We start from the raw sequence: 21,227 nt of genomic DNA on the forward strand, positions 1-21,227 counted from the left end.
GACCGATGAATTTTTCGACCTTTTTCATTTCACGGCCGATCTTCGCCGCCGTGCTATCGCTGCTGATCCTCATTGCCGGGTCGATCTCGCTGTTCAAGCTGCCGATCAGCGAATACCCGGAAGTGGTGCCGCCCACCGTGGTGGTGCGTGCCAATTTTCCCGGCGCCAACCCCAAGGTGATCGGCGAAACCGTCGCCTCGCCGCTGGAACAGGCGATCACCGGCGTGGAGAACATGCTGTACATGTCGTCTCAGGCCACCGCCGACGGCAAGATGACCCTGACCATCACCTTCGCCCTGGGGACCGATCTGGACAACGCCCAGGTGCAGGTGCAGAACCGCGTGACGCGCACCGAGCCCAAGCTGCCCGAGGAAGTCACCCGTATCGGTATCACGGTGGACAAGGCCTCGCCCGACCTGACCATGGTCGTGCACCTGACCTCGCCGGATGACCGCTACGACATGCTCTACCTGTCGAACTACGCGGTGCTCAACATCAAGGATGAACTGGCCCGCCTGAACGGTGTGGGCGACGTGCAGTTGTTCGGCATGGGCGACTACTCGCTGCGCGTGTGGCTGGACCCGAACAAGACCGCCTCGCGCAACCTGACCGCCACCGACGTGGTCAACGCCATTCGCGAACAGAACCGCCAGGTCGCCGCCGGCCAGCTGGGCGCGCCGCCCTCGCCCAACGCCACCAGCTTCCAGATGTCGATCAACACCCAGGGTCGCCTGGTGACAGAGGAAGAGTTCGAGAACATCGTCATTCGTGCCGGCGCCAACGGCGAGATCACGCGCCTGAAAGACGTCGCGCGGGTCGAGCTGGGTTCCAATCAATACGCCCTGCGCTCGCTGCTCGACAACAAGCCGGCAGTGGCCCTGCCGATCTTCCAGCGCCCCGGCTCCAACGCCATCGACATCTCCAACGAAGTCAGGGCGCGCATGGCCGAGCTGAAGAAGGAATTCCCCCAGGGCATGGACTACTCGATCGTCTATGACCCGACCATCTTCGTACGCGGCTCCATCGAGGCGGTGATCCACACCCTGTTCGAAGCGCTGATTCTGGTCGTGCTGGTGGTGATCCTGTTCCTGCAGACCTGGCGCGCCTCGATCATTCCGCTGGCCGCCGTACCGGTCTCGTTGATCGGCACCTTTGCCGTCATGCACCTGTTCGGCTTCTCGTTCAACGCCCTGTCGCTGTTCGGCCTGGTACTGGCCATCGGTATCGTGGTGGACGATGCCATCGTGGTGGTGGAGAACGTCGAGCGAAACATCGAGCTGGGCCTGGAGCCGGTGGCGGCAACGCACAAGGCCATGGGCGAAGTGACCGGACCGATCATCGCCACCGCCCTGGTGCTGTGCGCGGTGTTCGTACCCGCGGCGTTCATTTCCGGCCTCACCGGGCAGTTCTACAAGCAGTTCGCCCTGACCATCGCCATTTCCACGGTGATCTCCGCATTCAACTCGCTGACCCTCTCGCCGGCGCTGGCTGCGGTGCTGCTGAAGGGGCACGATGCGCCCAAGGACCGCTTCTCGCGCCTGCTCGACCGGCTGCTGGGCGGCTGGCTGTTCCGACCGTTCAACCGGATGTTCGTCAAGGCCAGCCACACTTACGTCGGCACCGTGGGACGGGTGATCCGCCGCAGCGGCATCGCCATGCTGGTCTACGCCGGGTTGATGGCGCTGACCTGGGTGGGCTTCTCCAGCACCCCGACCGGCTTCGTGCCCAGCCAGGACAAACAGTACCTGGTGGCCTTCGCCCAGTTGCCGGACGCCGCGAGCCTGGATCGCACCGAAGATGTGATCAAGCGCATGTCGGACATCGCCCTCAAGCAACCCGGCGTGGAAAGCGCGGTGGCCTTCCCCGGCCTGTCGATCAACGGCTTCACCAACAGCCCGAACAACGGCATCGTCTTCGTCACGCTCAAGCCCTTCGATGAGCGCAAGGACCCGAGCCTGTCGGCCAACGCCATTGCTGGTGCACTGAATGGCAAGTTCGCGTCGATCCAGGACGCCTACATGGCGATCTTCCCGCCACCACCGGTCATGGGGCTGGGCACCATCGGCGGTTTCCGTCTGCAGGTGCAGGACCGTGGCAACCTCGGCTACGAAGCGCTGTACAAGGAAACCCAGAACGTTATCGCCAAAAGCCGCAGCGTGCCGGAACTGGCCGGCCTGTTCACCAGCTACACGGTGAACGTCCCGCAGGTCGACGCCGCCATCGACCGCGAAAAGGCCAAGACCCATGGCGTGGCGATCAGCGACATCTTCGACACCCTGCAGGTCTACCTGGGCTCGTTGTACGCCAACGACTTCAACCGCTTTGGCCGCACGTATCAGGTCAACGTCCAGGCCGAACAGCAGTTCCGCCAGGAAGCCGACCAGATCGGCCAGCTCAAGGTGCGTAACAACCTGGGCGAGATGATCCCACTGGCGACCTTCGTCAAAGTCAGCGACACCGCCGGCCCTGACCGGGTCATGCACTACAACGGCTTCATCACCGCCGAGATCAACGGCGCCGCCGCACCGGGCTACAGCTCCGGCCAGGCCGAAGCGGCGATGGCCAAGCTGCTCAAGGAAGAACTGCCCAACGGCATGACCTACGAATGGACGGACCTGACCTACCAGCAGATCCTCGCCGGCAACACCGCGCTGTTCGTCTTCCCGCTCTGCGTCCTGCTGGCCTTCCTGGTGCTGGCCGCGCAGTACGAAAGCTGGAGCCTGCCCCTGGCCGTGATCCTCATCGTACCGATGACCCTGCTCTCGGCGATTGCCGGGGTGATCATCGCCGGCAGCGACAACAACATCTTCACCCAGATCGGCCTGATCGTACTGGTCGGCCTGGCATGCAAGAACGCGATCCTGATCGTCGAGTTCGCCAAGGACAAGCAGGCCGAGGGCCTGGACCCGCTGGCCGCGGTGCTGGAAGCCTGCCGCCTGCGTCTGCGGCCGATCCTGATGACCTCCTTCGCGTTCATCATGGGTGTGGTGCCCCTGGTGCTGTCCAGCGGCGCGGGCGCGGAAATGCGTCATGCGATGGGTGTGGCGGTGTTCTCCGGCATGCTCGGGGTGACCTTCTTCGGGCTGCTGCTGACCCCGGTGTTCTATGTCCTGATCCGTAACTTCGTCGAGCGCCGTGAAGCCCGCAAGGCCGCGCGCATCGCGCAACAACCGACCCAGCCCGTGGAGGCGCATTGATGAGTGCCGTGAAACTCTTCGCCCCGAGCCTGCTGGTCCTGGCGCTGGCGGCCTGTGCCGTCGGCCCGGACTACAAGACCCCGGACACCCCGGCGGCCAAGCCCCTGGCACTGGAACAGGCCCAGGCCGCAAAAACCGCCTATGACCGCAGCCGCAGCGCGGCCAACTGGTGGCAGCAGTTCGACGACCCCACGCTGAACCGCCTGGTCGAGCAGTCGCTGACCGGCAACCGCGACTTGCGCGTAGCCTTTGCCCGCCTCAAGGCGGCCCGGGCGATCCGTGACGACGTGGCCAACGACGCGATGCCGGTGATCACCAGCCGCGCCAGCGGCCAGGTCGGCAAGGGCCAGGTGCCTGGCCAGACCGAACAACGGGTCAACAGCGAGCGCTACGACCTGGGCCTGGACATGGCCTGGGAAGTTGATCTGTTCGGGCGCATCCAGCGCCAGCTGGAGGCCAGCGACGCCGACCAGCAGGCCGCCGAGGCGGACCTCTACCAACTGCAGGTGACGCTGGTCGCCGACGTGGTGGACGCCTACGGCAAACTGCGCGGTGCCCAGCTGCGCGAAGCCATTGCCCGTGACAACCTGAAGAACCAGCAGGACTCGCGCGCCGTGACCACCCAACTGCGTGACGCGGGCGTCGGCAACGAATTGGACGTGGTGCGGGCCGATGCGCGTCTGGCAGCGGTGGAAGCCAGCGTGCCGCAGCTGCAGGCCGAACAGGTGCGCCAGCGCAACCGCATCGCCACCCTGCTGGGTGAGCGCCCCGAGGCCTTGAGCGTCGACTTGAGCCCGGCCGGGCTGCCGGCCATCGCCAAGACCCTGGCGGTGGGTGACCCGACTCAGGTGCTGCGCCAGCGTCCGGATGTCTGGGCGGCCGAGCGGCAACTGGCTTCGGCCACTGCGCGCATTGGCGTGGCCACCGCCGACCTGTTCCCACGCGTCAGCCTCAGCGGCTTCCTGGGCTTCACCGCAGGCCGTGGTTCGCAGATTGGCTCACAGGCGGCCAAGGCCTGGAGCCTGGGTCCGAGCATCACTTGGGCGGCCTTCGACCTGGGCAGCGTGCGGGCGCGGATTCGCGGCGCCGATGCCGACGCCGAGGGCGCGCTGGCCAACTATGAGCAGCACGTGTTGCTGGCCCTGGAAGAGTCGGAAAACGCCTTCAGCGACTACGACAAGCGCCAGCAACGCCTGCTCGCCCTGTTGCGTCAAAGCGAGGCCAGCCGCGAGGCGGCACGCCTGGCTTCGGTGCAATACCGCGAAGGCACGGCGGATTTCCTGGTGCTGCTGGATGCCGAGCGCGAGCGCCTGGCCGCCGAGGATGCCCAGGCCCAAGCGCAGATTGACCTGTACCAGGGCATCGTGGCGATCTACAAGGCGCTGGGCGGCGGCTGGCAGAAAGCCTGACCGTCCGTCTCTGGCCACAGCGAGGGGCTTTTGCCCCTTGCTTGCGGCACGCCCCCAGGCTGTGCACGACAGACGGCCCAGGCAGGTAGCGACCCGATCCAGAATTTGACAGCTGTGTTCGTCTCTTCGAAGCTGCATGGCGTCACGCATTGGATATCGGTATGCGCAAAGATTCTTTCTCCAGTCCCCAGCGGCCGCGTCGCTGGATGAACGCCCTGCTGTCAGCTTCGTTGATCTGCCTGTTGGCGCTGGCCTTGCTGATCTGGCGCAGCGAACCCAACGGCCAGACCAAGGCCAGCCATCCCAGCCAGAGCTACGCCCAGGCCCTGGAGCAGGCCCGCCTCGGCAAGCCGGGTGCCGCACGCATGCTCTACCAGCAACTGGTCCGCGACGACATGCCCGATGAGCGGCTGATCGCCTTGCTCGCCGAACTGCCCCACTACCCCAGCCCGCAGGCGCTGAAATTGCTCGATACGCTCCTGGACCACGAGTCCGTGGCGGTCCGCGAAGCGGCGATCCAGAGCGCAGTGCGATTGCTGCCGGATAATCACCTGGCCGTGCTGCTGGGCCCCTTGCTGACCGACAGCGACATGCAGGTACGCCTGGCCGCGACGCTGGCTCTTGTGCCGTTGTCGCCGGACGACCTTGGCCTGTATTTCGCGGCACTGCAGCACAGCGCCGAATCCTTGCAACCCTTCCTGGCCCGGCAACCGCCCAGTGCCTCGAACCTGGTGCAACTCGCTCGCCTTTACCAGCAGACAGGCAAAAGCGCACAGGCGTTGGCCAGCATGGAGCAGGCGGTGAAGTTGCAGCCTGACGATCTGGCCACCGGCATGGCGCGGGTCGAACTGCTCGATGACCTGGGCCAGGCCGACAAGGCCCGACAAGCATTCCGCTCCCTGCTGGAGAAGCATCCGAATGCGCCAGAGTTGCAACACGCCCTGGGCAAGTGGCTACGCGAACATGGACAGGCGGAATTCGCGGTACTCAGCCTGGCCCGAGCGTCGGAGCTGGCGCCGGACAATGACGATTATCACTATGACCTGGCATTGGCCCTGCACGATCTTGAACAACTCGAAGCCGCGCAGAAGCAATTGCAACAGATTGTGCAGAATCACCCGGCCAACCGAAAAGCACGGGTATTGTTGATTCAGTACGCCCGCGAGGCCGGGCAGTTACAGAATGTTCAGGTATTGTTGGCCGAACTTGAACAACAGAATCCTGATGACCCGACGCTGCAACAGGGCCTTTGATACAGACGCCGGGTCGTACTGATTGCAACCCGGTCAAGGGCTGCCAAGACTCACTGGCGCATGGCGTTATTATCAGAAATAACTTACACCCCGCCCTCGCCGTTAACACATTCCGAGCAAGCTGAAAGTGTCTATACAATTAAGGTTTGCACAAGACGGTTTGCTAAATTCGAAAAAACGGGCATTATTACTGCGTAGCCGATTAACGGCTGCGCTGTCATCGGTTAGTGATAGCTGAAACGTTTAGTTTCAGCATCGATCCACCGGCCAGCAAATGAGATGAGCGAATCGGTCAAAGTTTTTTGTCTTGTCGCTTTGTTCGGCTGATCACAGCCAATACACTGTCGGAGTATGTTTTTTGTCCAGACTTGCCGAGTTTCGAGCCGCAGAGAAAGCCCTTCAAGAACAGCTGGCCCAGCTGGAAGCCTTGAAGAAAGATGCCGGCCTTCAGAAAGAAATCGAATTCGAGCAGAAGCTCAAGGAGCTGATGGCGAGCTATGGCAAAAGCCTGCGCGATGTCATCGCTATCCTCGATCCTGCCAGCGCCACCAGCCTGGCTGCCGCACCGGCAGGCCCTAAGCGCCGTCGCGCCCGCGTGGTCAAGGTGTATCAGAACCCACACACCGGCGAGCTGATCGAAACCAAAGGCGGTAATCACCGCGGCCTGAAGGCCTGGAAAGAACAGTACGGTGCAGACACTGTCGACTCCTGGGTCCGTGCCTGATCGCATCGATCTGCCAAAGCCCTGCCTAGCAGGGCTTTTTTATTGCTGATGCGTTATTGAACTGCATCACAACTTGCGCCCCCTCGCCTGGCGAAGTTATCCGCCGAACAGAAGAAAACGTCATTTCAAAGGTCACATCCGTACCATTTCACTGTTGCCTGAACACCGCACGAAAGGTAAGGACAAGTAGCAGTCCCGCCGCTAACAGCCGTTGCCGGGATCGATCGATACATCACCCACGCTCAGAGCAGGCGGCGGTGCTACGCGCTAATGTGAAAGTGTCGACAGCGTCACATCTCCGGCATCGCAAGATTTATGACGTCAATAAACCTTCATTGCAACCGGCAAAATAGTGCGTTGCAAAACTTCAAACAATTCGCCGCTACAGATTATTGGCAATCAGACAATTACGGAAACCCTGTAGGCTATTTCCGGATATGTCGATGGGCGGCAGCTGCACCCCTCGATCTGCAGGCGCTGGCTTCACGTTTTTTTCACGCGAGGTGATCCAAGATACAACCAGCTAAAGGACTAGCACCCCATGCCCGCACACGCGGGCTTTATTTTGCCTGCTGAAAAGCTCAACGGGCGTCGCCCAGGCGCAAGCTGTCACGAATGCGCTGCACCTCGTCCTTGTTCTGCGCGTAGCCCTGCGCCGACCCTGCATAAGACAACGACCACGCCTGTTGGGCATCGGCCGCCGCCACCAGGGTCTGGGTCATCACGTGCACGCCGTTCTGCGTCACGGTGCAGGTACTTTCCATGCCCGGCACGCCACCCAGGGAGACTTCTCGTACGTGAGTACAGGCGCTTTGCAGGCCGCTTCGGGCAAAGTCGACCTGTACTGCCTTGCGCATCTCCAACAGCACGCCCTGGACATTCACCGCGTGCCCCGGCACTAGGCGCGAGCGGGTCAGCTCCACCACCATGCTCGGCTCACCGCGCTGATCATTCTTGATTGCCCGTTGTCTGAGCTGGACGGTGGGCTGCTCCGTGCCCGACTCGCTTACCGGCAGCGACTGTACGTCCCAACCGGCGGGCCAGAGAATCATCGCATCCTCGGCATGCGCCAGGCCGGCACCGGCCAGAAGAAAGGAAGCGATGCAGATCGAACGCAAGCGAAAACTGGGCATGGGGCAAGGCACCGAAAGGAGATGCGGAAATTCTGAGCCTGTCGCACCGCGACAACAAGAGGCAGAGCGGTTTGCATGAGCCCCCCTGCCCCGTATCATTGCGCACTTTGTACACCTCAAGCCGGAGACATCCATGAGCCTGCACGATCTCAACACCTTCCCAGGCGTGACCGCCCAGCCCGAAGCGGCCACCCAGGGTTTCGTGTTCAACCACACCATGCTGCGTGTCAAGGACATCACCGCCTCGCTGGACTTTTACACCCGCGTACTGGGCTTCAGCCTGGTCGACAAACGCGACTTCCCGGAGGCTGAATTCAGCCTTTACTTCCTGGCCCTGGTAGACAAGCAACAGATTCCGGAAGACGACGACGCACGCCACCAGTGGATGAAATCCATCCCCGGCGTGCTGGAGCTCACCCATAACCACGGCACCGAGAAGGACGCAGGCTTCGCTTACCACAATGGCAACAGCGACCCACGCGGCTTCGGTCACATCTGCGTATCGGTGCCAGACGTGGTCGCGGCCTGCGAGCGCTTCGAGCAACTTGGCGTGCCCTTCCAGAAGCGCCTGGCCGACGGCCGCATGAATCACCTGGCGTTCATCAAGGATCCGGACGGCTACTGGGTGGAAGTCATCCAGCCTGCGCCGCTGTAAGTGGCGCAACGTCACCGCGTGGCCTGTGCCGATAAGGGTTCGCAGGCTGCGCGCCCGACATGAAAAAGCCCCGGCTGCTTTCGCAACCGGGGCTTTTTGTTTACCGCTGGGTCGATCAGGCCGGAGCGCTGGTGCGGATCAAGTGATCGAAAGCGCTCAGCGAGGCCTTGGCGCCCTCTCCCAGAGCGATGATGATCTGCTTGTAGGGCGCAACCGTCACATCACCGGCAGCGAATACACCTGGCACCGAAGTCTCGCCACGCGGGTCGACGACGATCTCGCCCCGCGGCGACAGCTCGATGACGCCCTTCAGCCATTCGCTGTTGGGCAGCAAGCCGATCTGTACGAAGATACCTTCCAGCTCGATGAGCTGCTCTTCGCCGCTGACGCGATCCTTGTAGCGCAGGCCGTTGACCTTCTCGCTGTCCCCCGTCACTTCGGTGGTCTGCGCACTGGTCAGCACCGTGACGTTCGGCAGGCTGTTGAGCTTGCGCTGCAACACCGCATCGGCGCGCAGCTTGCTGTCGAACTCCAGCAGCGTCACATGTGAAACGATACCGGCCAGGTCGATGGCCGCCTCGACGCCCGAGTTGCCGCCGCCGATCACCGCCACGCGCTTACCCTTGAACAGCGGGCCATCGCAGTGCGGGCAGTAGGCCACGCCACGGTTACGGTATTCCTTTTCGCCTGGCACGTTCATTTCACGCCAGCGCGCACCGGTGGCCAGGATCAGGGTCTTGGCCTTGAGGCTTGCGCCGCTGGCGAACTTCACTTCATGCAGCTCGCCGTCCTTGCCAGGAATCAACTGGTCGGCGCGCTGCAGGTTCATGATGTCGACTTCATACTGCTTGACGTGCTCTTCGAGCGCCACGGCCAGCTTCGGCCCCTCGGTGTGCTGCACGGAGATGAAGTTCTCGATGGCCATGGTGTCCAGCACCTGCCCGCCGAAACGCTCGGCTGCAACACCGGTACGGATGCCCTTGCGCGCCGAGTACACCGCCGCTGCCGCACCGGCAGGGCCGCCGCCGATCACCAGCACATCGAAGGCCTGCTTGGCGTTGAGCTTGTCGGCCTGGCGAGCACTGGCACCGGTGTCGATCTTGGCGAGGATTTCTTCCAGGCCCATGCGGCCCTGGCCGAACACTTCGCCGTTGAGGTAGATGCTGGGCACCGACATGATCTTGCGATCGGTGACTTCGTCCTGGAACAGCGCGCCGTCGATGGCGACATGCTTGATGCCAGGGTTCAGTACTGCCATCAGGTTGAGTGCCTGGACGACGTCCGGGCAGTTCTGGCAGGACTGCGAGAAATAGGTTTCGAAGCGGAACTCGCCCTGCAAGGCGCGCACCTGCTCGATGGTTTCTTCACTGATTTTCGGTGGATAACCACCAACCTGCAGCAGGGCCAGGACCAGCGAAGTGAATTCATGCCCCATCGGGATACCGGCGAAACGCAGGCTGATGTTCTGCCCGGGGCTGTTCAGGGTAAAGGATGGCTTGCGCGCATCGGTACCCTCGGTGGACAGGCTGATGTCCTTGCCGGCACTGACAACGTCTTGCAGCAGCGAGAGCATTTCCTGGGACTTGGCGCCGTCATCGAGGGAGGCCTGGATCTCGATGGGGCGAGTAGTCCGCTCCAGGTAGGATTTCAACTGGGCTTTAAGATTGGCGTCCAACATGTTTCGGCTTCCTGTCTTCAGGCTGACGGCTCGAACGAGCAGGCGGCGATGGCGCTGCCATGTTCTTTCGATGCCTATAAATGAAAACGCCCAGGCGATGACCGCCCGGGCGTTTGACGGGGCGATTGAGGTTTACGGATTAGCGTACGGCGCCCCGATCAACTTCATGCGGATCAGATCTTGCCGACCAGGTCCAGGGAAGGAGCCAGGGTAGCCTCGCCTTCTTTCCACTTGGCTGGGCAGACTTCGCCCGGGTGAGCGGCAACGTACTGAGCAGCCTTGATCTTGCGCAGCAGCTCGGAAGCGTCACGGCCTACACCGCCGTCGTTGATTTCAACGATCTTGATCTGGCCTTCAGGGTTGATCACGAAAGTACCGCGGTCAGCCAGACCGGCTTCTTCGATCAGCACGTCGAAGTTGCGCGAAATGGCCAGGGTTGGGTCGCCGATCATGGTGTACTTGATCTTGCCGATGGCTGGCGAGGTGTTGTGCCAGGCAGCGTGGGCGAAGTGGGTGTCGGTGGAAACGCTGTAGATCTCGACGCCCAGTTTCTGGAACTCGGCGTAGTTGTCAGCCAGGTCTTCCAGTTCGGTCGGGCAGACGAAGGTGAAGTCGGCTGGGTAGAAGAACACCACAGACCACTTGCCTTTCAGGTCGGCATCCGAGACGTCAACGAACTTGCCGTCTTTGAAAGCGGTAGCTTTGAACGGTTTGACTTGGCTGTTGATGATAGGCATCTGTGAATCTCCATGGGTGTGTGAGTTGAAGGGTTGCGATTCGATGGAAAGAAGCTTACTCACAATCGCCGGGCATGGCTCATTGGGAAAGTCGATGCCAACGATTGCTTTTCACTATGAAGGCTCCTTATCAATAGAAGAAATCTTGCTGCCCGCTTCCAGCCTGGCCATGGCACCGAACGGGGAAATCTCAATGTAGCGCATGGCTGACTTCATGTCTTTCCAGCCTACATAGGCCATCAACGACTTGAGGTCCCAGCCGTTCTGATGCGCCCAGGTCGCAAAACCTCGCCGCAGTGAGTGGCTGCTGTAGGCCTGTCCGCGCAGACCGGCGCGCGCGAAGGCTTGGCGCAACAGGGTAATCACACTGTTGGGATGCAACCCCGCCTCGCCCAGGTTGCCCCAGCGATCGATACTGCGAAATACCGGCCCATCCTCCAGGGCGGCGCAGTCGAGCCACGCCAGGTAGGCCTGCACCGGACACAGCCGCTGCAGTGCCGGCGTCTGGAAACTGCGCCCGGCGTAGTCACGGTCGCTCTTGCTGCGCGGCAGATACAGAGTAATCCCCGTTCCCGCCACCGCCTTGACGTGCTCGACCTGCAAGCGGCACAGCTCATCGCTGCGAAAGCCACGCCAGAAACCCAACAGAATCAATGCAGCATCGCGGCGACAGCGCAAGACCTCTGCATGTCGATGCTGGCGCTGCGCCTGCGCGGCAGTCTCCTCCAGCCAGTCGATCACCCGTTCCAGGTCTGCCAGTTGCAAAGGTTCGGCCTGTCTTTCCTGCGCCGGATGCAAGGCACGAATGCCCTTGAGCACCTTGCGCACCACCGGTGCCCGGGTCGGGTCAACGAAACCCTGGCTGGCATGCCACTGGGCCAGCGCGGAAAGACGCAACTTCAAGGTATTCACTGACAACTCCCCGGCATAGCAAGCCAGATAACGCGCCACGCTCTCGCTGGTGGCAGGCAGGAAGCCGCCGAACACCACTTCGAAGTGCTCGATAGCGGCCTGATAGCTGCGCCGGGTGTTGTCCCGGGTGGCCGCGGCGATGTAGCGATCTACGTCACTCATGGGGGATTCCGTACTGGCGAACGCCCTTGAACACGCTCAAAAGGCAATGACACGGGATAATACGCCAATATCCCGCGTGAAATAACCGGCAATATCCACTACCTAAAAAGCAATATTTAGTATGTAATTACAGGGTACATACCACAGTACGTAATCGTAGGAGCAGGCATGGCGCGCGGCGGAATCAACAAGGCACTGGTGCAAAAGGCCCGACAGGCCCTGATCGCACGTGGCGAGCATCCGAGCATCGACGCTGTACGGGTGGAAATGGGCAATACCGGCTCGAAAACCACCATTCACCGCTACCTGAAGGAACTGGAAAGCCACGACACCCCTGCCCCGTCGATCAACGATGAGTTGGCCGAACTGGTGGCACACTTGGCCGCACGCCTGCAGGGCCAGGCCCAGGAGCGCATCGATCAGGCGCAGCAGCGGATGGATGAAGATCGCGCCGAACAGCGCGAGGAACTGGCGCAGCTCACTCGCCAATTGCGGGCATTGCAGGAACGCTGCGATACACAAGCGCAAGCGCTGCAAGCCAGCGACCAGGCTTTGGAACAGACTCGCGAAACCCTGCGTCAGGCGATGCTGGACAATGCGCGGTTGAACCAGGCCAGCCAGGATCTGCACGGCCGCCTGGAAGACCGCGACCGCCAGATCGCCTCACTGGAAGACAAGCACCGACATGCTCGCGAGGCCCTGGAGCATTACCGCAATGCCGTAAAGGAGCAGCGCGAACAGGACCAGCAACGCCATGAAGGGCAGCTCCAGCAATTGCAGATGGAATTGCGTCAGGCACGCCAGACCCTGGCGCTGCATCAGGAATCCATCACCCTGCTCAATCGCGACAACGAACGCCTGCTCGCCGAACAGCGCAGTACCGGTCGCGACCTGCAGCAGTGCCAGCTACAGCTGGACAAAGCCTTGAAACAGGCCGAAAAGGCCAGCAGCGAACAGCACAAAGCGATAACCCGCAGTGCCCAGCTGGAGGTGCGCTTGCAGGCCGCACAGCAGGATGGCGCCACGGCTCGGCAGCAATTGAGCGAGGCGCAGCAGCAAGGTCGCATGCTGGAGTTGCTGCTGAGCCGCAAGGAAGCAGCCCTGGAAAATCTCCAGGCCCGCTTCGATGCACAGCAAGCGCCTAGCGCAGCGACTCAGCCTCCAGCATCTGCCTGACCCGCGCCGCCAGCTCATCGACATTGAAAGGTTTGGCCAGCATGTCCATACCCGAGTCTTGCAGATCCTGGCGAACCTGCGCGTTACGCGCATAACCGGTCATGAACAGCACCCGCAGCCCGGGGCGAAACTGCCGGGCGATCTCGGCCAGTTGCCGACCGTTGAGCCCTGGCAGGCCGACATCACTGATCAGCAGGTCGATACGTTCGGTGCGCTGCAGATGGGTAATGGCACCCGCACCATCAGCCGCCTGCAGTGCGGTGTAGCCCAGCTCGCGCAAGGCATCGACCACCATCATGCGCACCGCCTCTTCGTCCTCGACCACCAGCACGCATTCACCTTCACTGGCCCGCGGCGCCAAGGGCTGGTCAGCAGTAACGGCCTGACTGTCGGCGGCACACCACTCACAAGGCAGAAACAGCGAAATACACGCGCCCCGCCCCTCGGCACTGTCGATACGCACGTGCCCGCCGGTCTGCTTCATGAAGCCATAGACCATCGACAAACCCAGTCCGGTGCCCTGACCGATGGGTTTGGTGGTGAAGAACGGATCGAAGACCCGTTCGAGCACATCTGCCGGAATGCCGCAACCGGAGTCTTCGACGCTCAGCTGTACATACTCGCCAGGCGCCAGGTCGCCCTGACGCACGTCAACCTGCACCACCTGGCTGCGCACCCACAGGCGCCCGCCCTCCGGCATCGCGTCACGAGCATTGATCACCAGGTTGAGCAAGGCGTTTTCCAGTTGGTGCTCGTCGGTACGAATGACTCGCTGCTGATCCTGCAGGTCGATGCACAACTCGATGCTCTCGCCGATGGTACGCCGCAGCAGCTCTTCCATCGACGCGACCAGCTCGTTCAACTGCACGGGCCGCGTAGTCAGCGACTGGCGCCGCGCGAAGGCCAGCAGACGCTGGGTCAGCGCTGCCGCGCGGTTGGCCGAGGTGACTGCCGCCTCGATGTACTTGCCCACTTCCTGCACACGACCCGCCGCCAGGCGCCGACGGATCAGATCCAGGGCACCGAGCACACCGGTGAGCATGTTATTGAAGTCATGGGCGATGCCTCCGGTCAGTTGCCCGATGGCATCCATCTTCTGCGCGTGGCGCAGCGCTTCTTCGGCCTGCGCTCGCTCGGCGATCTCCACCTGCAGGCGCTGATTGGCTTCGGCCAGCTCACGGGTGCGCTCGGCGACACGCAGCTCCAGGCTCTCGTTGAGTTCGCGCAGGGCCTCCTCCGCGTTGACCTGGGCGGTGATATCGGTGTGGGTACCCAGCCAATGGGTGATGTGCCCCTGGCAATCGCGGATCGGCAAGGCTCGCGACAGAAACCAGTGAAACACGCCGTCCTTGCTGCGCAGCGGGAAGGTGTCTTCCCACACCGAGCCGGTGGCGAAGCAATGCCTGAGGCGCGCCGTGACCCGCTGGTGGTGATCCGGATGATGAAGCGCGCGCCAGCCCAGCGCCTGCATCGCCTCCAGCGAAGCCCCGGTATAGGCGTACCAGCGCTCGTTGTACCAATGGATATGCCCGGCGGGATCCGCCGTCCAGGCCAATTGGCTCATGTTGTCGGCCAGACTCCTGAACTGCCGCTCGCTTTCGCGCAGAGTATCGAGCTGTCGTCGCTCGTCATCATCCGGATGTGCTGGGTTCACGGGCATGGCCGCCGTCGGCGTAGGGGTTCTCAACTGTGGAATCCATCCTTGAAGAAGGGGTCAGCCCGGTCATCATCCTGAATCCCGGGCATGGCAGGTACTGCTCAGCGCGATACCGGGCTGCGCATCGTGACGAACTCTTCGGCAGCGGTCGGATGCACCCCGAGCGTGTCGTCGAACACACGCTTGGTCGCACCGGCCTTGAGCGCCACGGCGAGGCTCTGCACGATCTCCCCGGCATCCGGACCGACCATATGGCAACCCAGCACACGGTCGCTCTTGGCATCGACGACCAGCTTCATGAAAGTGCGTTCCTGATCATCGGTGAGGGTCAGCTTCATGGGCCGGAAACGACTTTCGAACACCTGCACCGAATAGCCCTGTTCGAGCGCCTGCTCTTCGGTAAGCCCCACGGTGCCGAGATTCGGCAGGCTGAAAACCGCCGTCGGGATGTGATTGTAGTCCACCGGGCGATATTGCTCGGGTTTGTACAGACGGCGCGCGATGGCCATGCCTTCGGCCAGCGCCACCGGTGTCAGCTGCACACCACCGATGATGTCGCCCAGCGCCAGAATCGACGGTTCGCTGGTCTGATAGTGCTCGTCCACCTTGATGTAACCCTGCTCGTCAAGCTGCACGTCGACATTTTCCATGCCGAGGTTATCGAGCATCGGTCGGCGCCCCGTCGCGTAGAACACGCAATCGGTATCCAGAATGCCACCGTCCTTCAGGCTCACCTTGAGGCTGCCATCGGCCTGCTTGTCGATGCGACTGATGTCGCAGTTGAAACGCACGTCCAGGCCATGCTTGACCAGCTCTTCGTGCAGATGCGTGCGCACGCCGCCGTCGAAACCACGCAGGAACAGTTCACCACGATAGGCCAGGGTGGTTTGCGCGCCCAGGCCATTGAAGATCGAGGCGAACTCCACGGCGATGTAGCCACCGCCAACCACGATGATGCGCTTGGGCAGGTTGTCCAGGTGGAAGGCTTCGTTGGAGGTAATGGCGTGCTCACGACCTGGAACGTCGGGCACCTGCGGCCAGCCGCCGGTGGCGATCAGAATGCGCTCGGCGCTATAGGTCTTGCCGTCGACTTCCACCCCATGCGGGCCGGTGAGCCGGGCATGCCCTTCGACCAGGGTCACGCCGCTGTCGGCCAGCAACTTGCGGTAGATACCGTTCAGGCGCTGGATTTCCTTGTCCTTGTTGGCGATCAGGGTTGGCCAGTCGAAAGTCGGCTCGTCAAGGCTCCAGCCAAACCCCCTGGCGTTGGCGAAATCGTCGGCGAAGTGCGCGCCATAGACCAGCAGCTTCTTGGGCACGCAGCCGACGTTGACGCAGGTGCCGCCCAGGTAACGGCTTTCCGCCACCGCGACCCTGGCCCCGAACCCGGCGGCGAAACGCGCAGCGCGCACACCGCCGGAGCCGGCACCGATGACGAACAGATCGAAGTCGTAAGCCACTGTCTTCTCCTTCAGTTGGCAGAAATGTTCCAGAGCATAACCGCCCGGCGCATTACACAGAAACTAAAAAGCCATCCCGCACGGCCTGTGCGGGATGGCTTTAGGGGCGACGCAGGCGGAATCAGAACGCCTTGCCGGTCTTGTAGAAATTCTCGAAGCAGAAGTTGGTGGCCTCGATGTAGCCTTCGGCGCCACCACAGTCGAAACGCTGACCTTTGAACTTGTAGGCCAGCACATTGCCCTGGGCAGCCTGCTTCATCAGGGCGTCGGTGATCTGGATCTCACCGCCCTTGCCCGGCTCGGTCTGCTCGATCAGCTCGAAGATGTCCGGGGTCAGGATGTAGCGACCGATGATCGCCAGGTTGGACGGTGCATCTTCGGGCTTCGGCTTCTCGACCATGTCGTTGACGCGGTACAGGCCCGGTTTGATTTCTTCACCGGCGATCACGCCGTACTTGTTGGTTTCCGCTGGATCGACTTCCTGGATGGCAACGATCGAGCAACGATAGTGGTTGTACAGCTTGACCATCTGCTGCAGCACGCCGTCACCGTCGAGGTTGACGCACAGGTCGTCCGCCAGCACCACGGCGAACGGCTCGTTGCCGATCAGCGGGCGACCACTGAGGATCGCATGGCCCAGGCCTTTCATTTCGGTCTGACGGGTGTACGAGAAGCTGCACTCGTCGATCAGGCGACGGATGCCGACCAGGTATTTTTCCTTGTCGGTGCCTTTGATCTGGTGCTCGAGTTCGTAGCTGATGTCGAAATGGTCTTCCAGCGCGCGCTTGCCGCGGCCAGTCACGATGGAGATTTCCCGCAGGCCTGCTTGAAGTGCCTCTTCAACGCCGTATTGAATCAGTGGCTTGTTGACCACTGGCAGCATCTCTTTGGGCATGGCTTTGGTCGCTGGCAAAAAGCGAGTGCCGTAACCGGCTGCAGGGAACAAGCATTTCTTGATCATATAAGTCCTTAGTCAAGGGCTGTGGGCATTGTCGGCGCAGTCTAATCAGGCGGCGGTCACCTTACAATGCCCCGCCACTGGCCGTCCTATCCCGTGATAGAGGAATCCATGGCCGGATAGTTCCGCCCGGTCATAGATATTGCGACCATCGAAGAGCACCGGCATGCGCATGGCGCCGCGAATCCGCAAGAAGTCGGGCTGGCGAAACTGCTTCCATTCGGTCACCAGCACCACGGCGTCGGCGCCTTGCGCACAGCCGTACAAGGTCTCGCACAAGACTAGCTGAGCATTGCCGATCGCGTCCGGATAACGCCGCGCCACTGCTGCCATGGCCGCCGGATCAGTGGCCTGTACCCGCGCCCCGGCGGCCAGCAGGGCGTCGATCAGCACCAGGCTCGGGGCTTCGCGGATATCGTCGGTACCCGGCTTGAACGCCAGCCCCCAGACCGCGACCACCCGTCCCTGCAGGTAACCGCCGAAATGCTGGTGCAGCGCCTCGAACAGCAGGGTCTTCTGCAACGTGTTGCGCGCCTGTACCGCACGCAGGATCTGCGGGTCGAAGCCTTGCTGCCGGGCCGTGCTGATCAGCGCACGCACGTCCTTGGGAAAGCACGAACCCCCATAACCGCACCCGGCATAGATGAAGTGGGTGCCGATACGCCGGTCACTGCCGATGCCATGACGCACCTGCTCGATGTCCACGTCCAGAAGCGAGCACAGCGCCGCCATTTCATTGATGAAGGAAATCTTCGTCGCCAGAAAGGCGTTGGCCGCATACTTGCTGAACTCCGCCGCACGCAGGCCCATGACCAGCACCCGGTCACGATTGCGCAGGAACGGGCTGTAGAGGCGCTGCAGCAGTTCGGCACTGTGCGGCTCATCGCAGCCGATGATGACGCGGTCCGGGCGCATGAAATCCTCGATGGCTGCGCCTTCCTTGAGAAACTCCGGATTGCTGGCCACGCTGATGCGCCAGTCGAGGCTGCGGCTGGCCAGCTGGCGATTGATGCGCTGGGCCACTGCCTCGCAGGTTCCGACCGGCACGGTGGACTTGTTCACTACCAGGCAGGCGCGGCTCAGGTGGCGCCCCAGTTGATCGGCGACTTCCAGCACGTGGCTGAGGTCCGCCGAACCGTCCTCCTGGGCCGGTGTACCGACGGCGATGAACACGATGTCGACCTGGCGCAATCCTTCGAGCAACTGCCCGGTGAACAACAGCTGGCCACTGAGCCGCTGCTGCGCGAGCATCGCGTCCAGCCCCGGCTCATGAATCGGGCACTCACCGCGACGCAGCGCCGCCAGGCGGTCGGGGTCGCGCTCGACACACACCACCTGGTTGCCCATTTCCGCGAAGCAGGCGGCGGTGACCAACCCGACATAACCGGCGCCAATGATGCAAAGTCGCATGACCGTGTCTCCTGACAGGATTTGCAACAATTGCACCTGTAGCGGATTGCAGCATCGTGACCATCGAAAGACAGCCGCATGACCCTCTCGATGCGGTAACTTATGGCGGAACGATGGCATGCGCGCCCTGTCCAACACCTCGATCAGGACGCCCACTGCGCCACCAGCCCGCCAGGGCCGGCAAATTGCGCAGAGGTATGCCTGAAACGCCTACCCTAGAGCCTATTTTCCGAAGCGAACACCATGATCAGACTGCTGCCCCTGATTGCCGTACTGGGCCTCACCGCGTGCGCCACCGCCTCCCCGACCTATATGAAGAACGGCCAACAGGGCTTGAGCATCGACTGTTCGGGCGAAGCCAATTCCTGGGCGAAATGCTATGAGAAGGCGGACGACTCCTGTGCCGGTACCGGCTACGAGATCATCGGCACCGATGGCACGCCGCAACCGGAAGCCGAAGACAAGACCCTGGGCCTGGATGTCGGCAACTACAAGCACCGCAGCGTCCTGGTGGTGTGCAAATAAGCGATCACAACCCCATACGGGCCAGTCAGGCTCGGTGGGAACGGCCTTGGCCGAATACCGATCAGGCGCTTCCCGGCTTTTGCTGGAGCGAGCTGACCAGTATGGGCTTTAGTCGCAATACTGCTCGGTTAAGCGGCATGTGGCCCGGTGGGAGCGGCTTTAGCCGCGAAAGCGTCAGGAAACTCACTGCATCTGTTGCGAACATGCGGTCGCTTCGCGGCTGAGCCGCTCCTACCCGGCCTAACTGACCAGTATTGGCTTTAGCCGCGAAAGCGCCTACAGGCCCTGACGGCCCGGATTGCGATCAGCCGGAAATGCACGCCTCGGCAGCGCGCTTCACGTCGCCACGGATCGGCAGGTTGTTCATACGCTCATGCACCTTGATCGAGCTGCCACTGGAGCGCTCGTCGATGTCGATCACCGCCGCAGGGCTGTCGGTCAGTTTCTGCGCCACGATCAGCCGCACGCCGTCATTGCGCGCCGTCATCATTGGCGGCTCACGGTCGCTACCCAGCTTGCCGATGACGCAATCGGCGTATTCGTTGGGTTTCTTGCCGGAAATGACGCTCAGCGTCGCCGGCGAATGCTCGATGTCCTCGACAGTCGCGCACCCGGCCAAGGTCGCCAGGGCCAGGATTACCACGGCCAGTTTCATGTCGTTGCTCCAATATGAAAGCCGGTAGGACCAGCGGCAGGTGAATAAGATCCCCAGCCGCTTAACTTTTTGCCATCACGGGCAAATAACTGTGCGCCATTGCACAAAACCCCGATTGCCTCGTGTTATCGTTTCGCTTTTGCGCGACAGCCTGTTTCCGGAGACACCCATGAAGTTCGTACACCAGCGTGAGCACCTCAACGAAGACGACCTGGTCGTCATCGAATGCTCGCGTACCTGCAATATCCGCCTGATGAACGACGCGAATTTCCGCAGCTTCAAGAACGGCGGCCGGCATACGTACCATGGCGGCGCCTTCGACCGGTTCCCGGCCAAGATCACCGTACCCAGCTCCGGATTCTGGAACATCACCATCGACACCACCGGCCGCAAGCCGGACAAGAACCCCAGCCACAAGCCGACCTTCACCCACTCGATCAAGATCGTGCGCCGCTCGCCTTCGCGGCTTGGCTGAAGCCGTAACAATCCAGGAGTGACCGTGACCAGCCCTACCCCGACCACCAAGTTCGCCGTCAGCTACAAACTCAACGGTGAGCGCCGCTTCGAATTCGCCTACCTGCAATCGGCCAGCGTCGAAGAGGCCCGTGCCGCACTGGAAAAGATGCATGGCCAGGGCGACGACGTGATCAGCGACGTCAAGGTCAGCAAGGCCTTGTAAGACGCCACGCCCGCCAGATCAGTCTGGCGGGTTACCGGCCAAGCGCGACCTGCCGCGGATGGGCGGAACCACCGCCCGGCGCCTTTAGAGAGCCGCCCCCATGACCTTCGACCTGTTTTCCGACGACACGCCCCAAGGCCGCGAAACCCTGGGGCCCTCGGCTGTGCTGCTGCGTGGCCATGCCTTGCCGCAAGCCGAAAGCTGGCCGGCACTGCTGGAACAGATCGAGGCGCGCTCGCCCTTTCGCCATATGTACACGCCAAGTGGCTACCGGATGTCGGCCGCCATGACCTGCTGCGGCGAGCTTGGCTGGATCACTGACAGGCGTGGCTACCGCTACAGCGCCACCGACCCGTTGACCGGCCAGCCCTGGCCGCCGATGCCCGACGCCTGGCGGGCCTTGGCGGGCGAGGCTGCGCAACAGGCCGGTTTCCAGGCATTCGAACCGGACGCCTGCCTGATCAACCGCTACGTACCGGGCGCGAAAATGTCGCTGCATCAGGACAAAGACGAGCGCGACCATTCATGGCCGGTGGTCTCGGTTTCCCTCGGCCTGCCGGCGGTGTTCCAGTTCGGTGGGCTGCAGCGCACTGACAAGACCCAGCGCGTGCCGCTGTTCCACGGCGACGTGCTGGTATGGGGCGGCGCCGACCGGCTGCGTTTCCACGGCATCCTGCCGCTGGCCGAGGGCGAACACCCCCGCTTCGGCGCCCAGCGCATCAACCTGACCTTTCGCAAGGCCGGCTGACCCCCTCCTATTCGGGCATGATTCGGAGCCGCCTTAGCCGCAATACGGGCCAGTCAGGCCGGGTAAGAGAGGCTTCAGCCGCGAAGCGACCACGTGTTC

Annotated in this window: 18 protein-coding genes and 1 pseudogene; 10 read left to right on the forward strand and 9 right to left on the reverse strand. The window is 62.3% G+C overall.

Annotated features, from left to right (window positions below):
- Positions 1 to 5 precede the first annotated feature (5 nt).
- The 4 genes from QZ497_RS13220 to QZ497_RS13235 all read left to right on the forward strand — a co-directional run bounded on the left by QZ497_RS13220 (position 6) and on the right by QZ497_RS13235 (position 6,583).
- Positions 6 to 3,197, forward strand: coding sequence for an efflux RND transporter permease subunit (locus QZ497_RS13220; protein WP_295475531.1), 3,192 nt, complete (start codon positions 6 to 8; stop codon positions 3,195 to 3,197).
- Positions 3,197 to 4,606: an efflux transporter outer membrane subunit gene (locus tag QZ497_RS13225; RefSeq protein WP_295475534.1), complete on the forward strand. Its 1,410-nt coding sequence runs from the start codon at positions 3,197 to 3,199 to the stop codon at positions 4,604 to 4,606. Before QZ497_RS13220 ends, QZ497_RS13225 begins: the two co-directional genes overlap by 1 nt.
- 161 nt (positions 4,607 to 4,767) lie before the next feature.
- The gene (locus QZ497_RS13230; RefSeq protein WP_295475536.1) at positions 4,768 to 5,859 is read left to right on the forward strand and encodes a tetratricopeptide repeat protein; all 1,092 of its coding nucleotides are present in this window, start codon (positions 4,768 to 4,770) and stop codon (positions 5,857 to 5,859) included.
- A 358-nt stretch (positions 5,860 to 6,217) separates the two neighbouring features.
- Positions 6,218 to 6,583, forward strand: coding sequence for a histone-like nucleoid-structuring protein, MvaT/MvaU family (locus QZ497_RS13235; protein ID WP_295475590.1), 366 nt, complete (start codon positions 6,218 to 6,220; stop codon positions 6,581 to 6,583).
- Between the two features lie 581 nt (positions 6,584 to 7,164).
- Here the strand turns inward: QZ497_RS13235 and QZ497_RS13240 are convergent.
- A complete protein-coding gene (locus QZ497_RS13240; RefSeq protein WP_295475538.1) occupies positions 7,165 to 7,716 on the reverse strand; it encodes a DUF4946 domain-containing protein in 552 nt (183 codons plus the stop codon).
- A gap of 133 nt (positions 7,717 to 7,849) precedes the next feature.
- Here QZ497_RS13240 and gloA point away from each other — a divergent pair, with 133 nt between their 5' ends.
- Complete coding sequence (gene gloA / locus QZ497_RS13245) at positions 7,850 to 8,371, forward strand: lactoylglutathione lyase (RefSeq protein WP_295475541.1); 522 nt, start codon at positions 7,850 to 7,852, stop codon at positions 8,369 to 8,371.
- Between the two features lie 115 nt (positions 8,372 to 8,486).
- Here gloA and ahpF read toward each other — a convergent pair whose 3' ends face one another.
- The 3 genes from ahpF to QZ497_RS13260 all read right to left on the reverse strand — a co-directional run bounded on the left by ahpF (position 8,487) and on the right by QZ497_RS13260 (position 11,860).
- Entirely contained in the window at positions 8,487 to 10,049 is a 1,563-nt protein-coding gene (gene ahpF, locus QZ497_RS13250) for an alkyl hydroperoxide reductase subunit F (protein ID WP_295475543.1), read from the reverse strand.
- A 173-nt stretch (positions 10,050 to 10,222) separates the two neighbouring features.
- Positions 10,223 to 10,786 (reverse strand): alkyl hydroperoxide reductase subunit C, encoded by a 564-nt coding sequence (gene ahpC / locus QZ497_RS13255; protein ID WP_295475545.1) that lies wholly within the window; start codon positions 10,784 to 10,786, stop codon positions 10,223 to 10,225.
- Positions 10,787 to 10,900: 114 nt separating this feature from the next.
- Positions 10,901 to 11,860 carry a site-specific integrase gene (locus QZ497_RS13260; RefSeq protein WP_295475548.1) on the reverse strand — a complete coding sequence of 320 codons (960 nt, stop codon included), beginning with the start codon at positions 11,858 to 11,860 and terminating at the stop codon, positions 10,901 to 10,903.
- A 168-nt stretch (positions 11,861 to 12,028) separates the two neighbouring features.
- On the opposite strand from QZ497_RS13260, the gene QZ497_RS13265 reads away from it, so the two are divergent.
- A complete protein-coding gene (locus QZ497_RS13265; RefSeq protein ID WP_295475552.1) occupies positions 12,029 to 13,036 on the forward strand; it encodes a DNA-binding protein in 1,008 nt (335 codons plus the stop codon).
- On the opposite strand, the pseudogene QZ497_RS13270 reads toward QZ497_RS13265, so the two are convergent.
- The 4 genes and pseudogenes from QZ497_RS13270 to QZ497_RS13285 all read right to left on the reverse strand — a co-directional run.
- Positions 13,002 to 14,642, reverse strand: a pseudogene (locus QZ497_RS13270) (ATP-binding protein); the annotation flags it as partial. The gene QZ497_RS13265 and the pseudogene QZ497_RS13270 overlap by 35 nt on opposite strands.
- A gap of 152 nt (positions 14,643 to 14,794) precedes the next feature.
- Positions 14,795 to 16,153, reverse strand: a complete 1,359-nt coding sequence (gene gorA / locus QZ497_RS13275) for a glutathione-disulfide reductase (protein WP_295475555.1) — start codon at positions 16,151 to 16,153, stop codon at positions 14,795 to 14,797.
- Positions 16,154 to 16,274: 121 nt separating this feature from the next.
- On the reverse strand, positions 16,275 to 17,114 hold the full coding sequence (gene galU, locus QZ497_RS13280; protein ID WP_295475557.1) for a UTP--glucose-1-phosphate uridylyltransferase GalU: 840 nt from the start codon (positions 17,112 to 17,114) through the stop codon (positions 16,275 to 16,277).
- A 45-nt stretch (positions 17,115 to 17,159) separates the two neighbouring features.
- On the reverse strand, positions 17,160 to 18,521 hold the full coding sequence (locus QZ497_RS13285) for a UDP-glucose/GDP-mannose dehydrogenase family protein (RefSeq protein WP_295475560.1): 1,362 nt from the start codon (positions 18,519 to 18,521) through the stop codon (positions 17,160 to 17,162).
- Positions 18,522 to 18,764: 243 nt separating this feature from the next.
- Here QZ497_RS13285 and QZ497_RS13290 point away from each other — a divergent pair, with 243 nt between their 5' ends.
- Entirely contained in the window at positions 18,765 to 19,046 is a 282-nt protein-coding gene (locus QZ497_RS13290) for a hypothetical protein (RefSeq protein WP_295475561.1), read from the forward strand.
- 304 nt (positions 19,047 to 19,350) lie between these two features.
- On the opposite strand, the gene QZ497_RS13295 is transcribed toward QZ497_RS13290, so the two are convergent.
- Positions 19,351 to 19,701 carry a hypothetical protein gene (locus QZ497_RS13295; RefSeq protein WP_295475564.1) on the reverse strand — a complete coding sequence of 117 codons (351 nt, stop codon included), beginning with the start codon at positions 19,699 to 19,701 and terminating at the stop codon, positions 19,351 to 19,353.
- Positions 19,702 to 19,870: 169 nt separating this feature from the next.
- Here QZ497_RS13295 and QZ497_RS13300 point away from each other — a divergent pair, with 169 nt between their 5' ends.
- The 3 genes from QZ497_RS13300 (at position 19,871) to alkB (ending at position 21,128) form a co-directional block, all read left to right on the forward strand.
- The gene (locus tag QZ497_RS13300) at positions 19,871 to 20,176 is read left to right on the forward strand and encodes a DUF1883 domain-containing protein (RefSeq protein WP_295475567.1); all 306 of its coding nucleotides are present in this window, start codon (positions 19,871 to 19,873) and stop codon (positions 20,174 to 20,176) included.
- 24 nt (positions 20,177 to 20,200) lie between these two features.
- The gene (locus QZ497_RS13305; protein WP_295475570.1) at positions 20,201 to 20,380 is read left to right on the forward strand and encodes a hypothetical protein; all 180 of its coding nucleotides are present in this window, start codon (positions 20,201 to 20,203) and stop codon (positions 20,378 to 20,380) included.
- Between the two features lie 100 nt (positions 20,381 to 20,480).
- A complete protein-coding gene (alkB, locus tag QZ497_RS13310; RefSeq protein WP_295475573.1) occupies positions 20,481 to 21,128 on the forward strand; it encodes a DNA oxidative demethylase AlkB in 648 nt (215 codons plus the stop codon).
- Positions 21,129 to 21,227: the final 99 nt, after the last annotated feature.

Source organism: uncultured Pseudomonas sp., assembly GCF_913777995.1.
In the GTDB taxonomy this organism is placed as follows: domain Bacteria; phylum Pseudomonadota; class Gammaproteobacteria; order Pseudomonadales; family Pseudomonadaceae; genus Aquipseudomonas.

Coding starts and splice junctions, on each gene's coding strand:
- QZ497_RS13240 (WP_295475538.1), bottom strand. CDS start 7,716: ATGCCCAGTTTTCGCTTGCGTTCGATCTGCATCGCTTCCTTTCTTCTG.
- QZ497_RS13295 (WP_295475564.1), bottom strand. CDS start 19,701: ATGAAACTGGCCGTGGTAATCCTGGCCCTGGCGACCTTGGCCGGGTGC.
- ahpF (WP_295475543.1), bottom strand. CDS start 10,049: ATGTTGGACGCCAATCTTAAAGCCCAGTTGAAATCCTACCTGGAGCGG.
- QZ497_RS13225 (WP_295475534.1), top strand. CDS start 3,197: ATGAGTGCCGTGAAACTCTTCGCCCCGAGCCTGCTGGTCCTGGCGCTG.
- QZ497_RS13220 (WP_295475531.1), top strand. CDS start 6: ATGAATTTTTCGACCTTTTTCATTTCACGGCCGATCTTCGCCGCCGTG.
- QZ497_RS13265 (WP_295475552.1), top strand. CDS start 12,029: ATGGCGCGCGGCGGAATCAACAAGGCACTGGTGCAAAAGGCCCGACAG.
- QZ497_RS13260 (WP_295475548.1), bottom strand. CDS start 11,860: ATGAGTGACGTAGATCGCTACATCGCCGCGGCCACCCGGGACAACACC.
- QZ497_RS13285 (WP_295475560.1), bottom strand. CDS start 18,521: ATGCGACTTTGCATCATTGGCGCCGGTTATGTCGGGTTGGTCACCGCC.
- galU (WP_295475557.1), bottom strand. CDS start 17,114: ATGATCAAGAAATGCTTGTTCCCTGCAGCCGGTTACGGCACTCGCTTT.
- QZ497_RS13230 (WP_295475536.1), top strand. CDS start 4,768: ATGCGCAAAGATTCTTTCTCCAGTCCCCAGCGGCCGCGTCGCTGGATG.
- QZ497_RS13300 (WP_295475567.1), top strand. CDS start 19,871: ATGAAGTTCGTACACCAGCGTGAGCACCTCAACGAAGACGACCTGGTC.
- alkB (WP_295475573.1), top strand. CDS start 20,481: ATGACCTTCGACCTGTTTTCCGACGACACGCCCCAAGGCCGCGAAACC.
- ahpC (WP_295475545.1), bottom strand. CDS start 10,786: ATGCCTATCATCAACAGCCAAGTCAAACCGTTCAAAGCTACCGCTTTC.
- gloA (WP_295475541.1), top strand. CDS start 7,850: ATGAGCCTGCACGATCTCAACACCTTCCCAGGCGTGACCGCCCAGCCC.
- QZ497_RS13290 (WP_295475561.1), top strand. CDS start 18,765: ATGATCAGACTGCTGCCCCTGATTGCCGTACTGGGCCTCACCGCGTGC.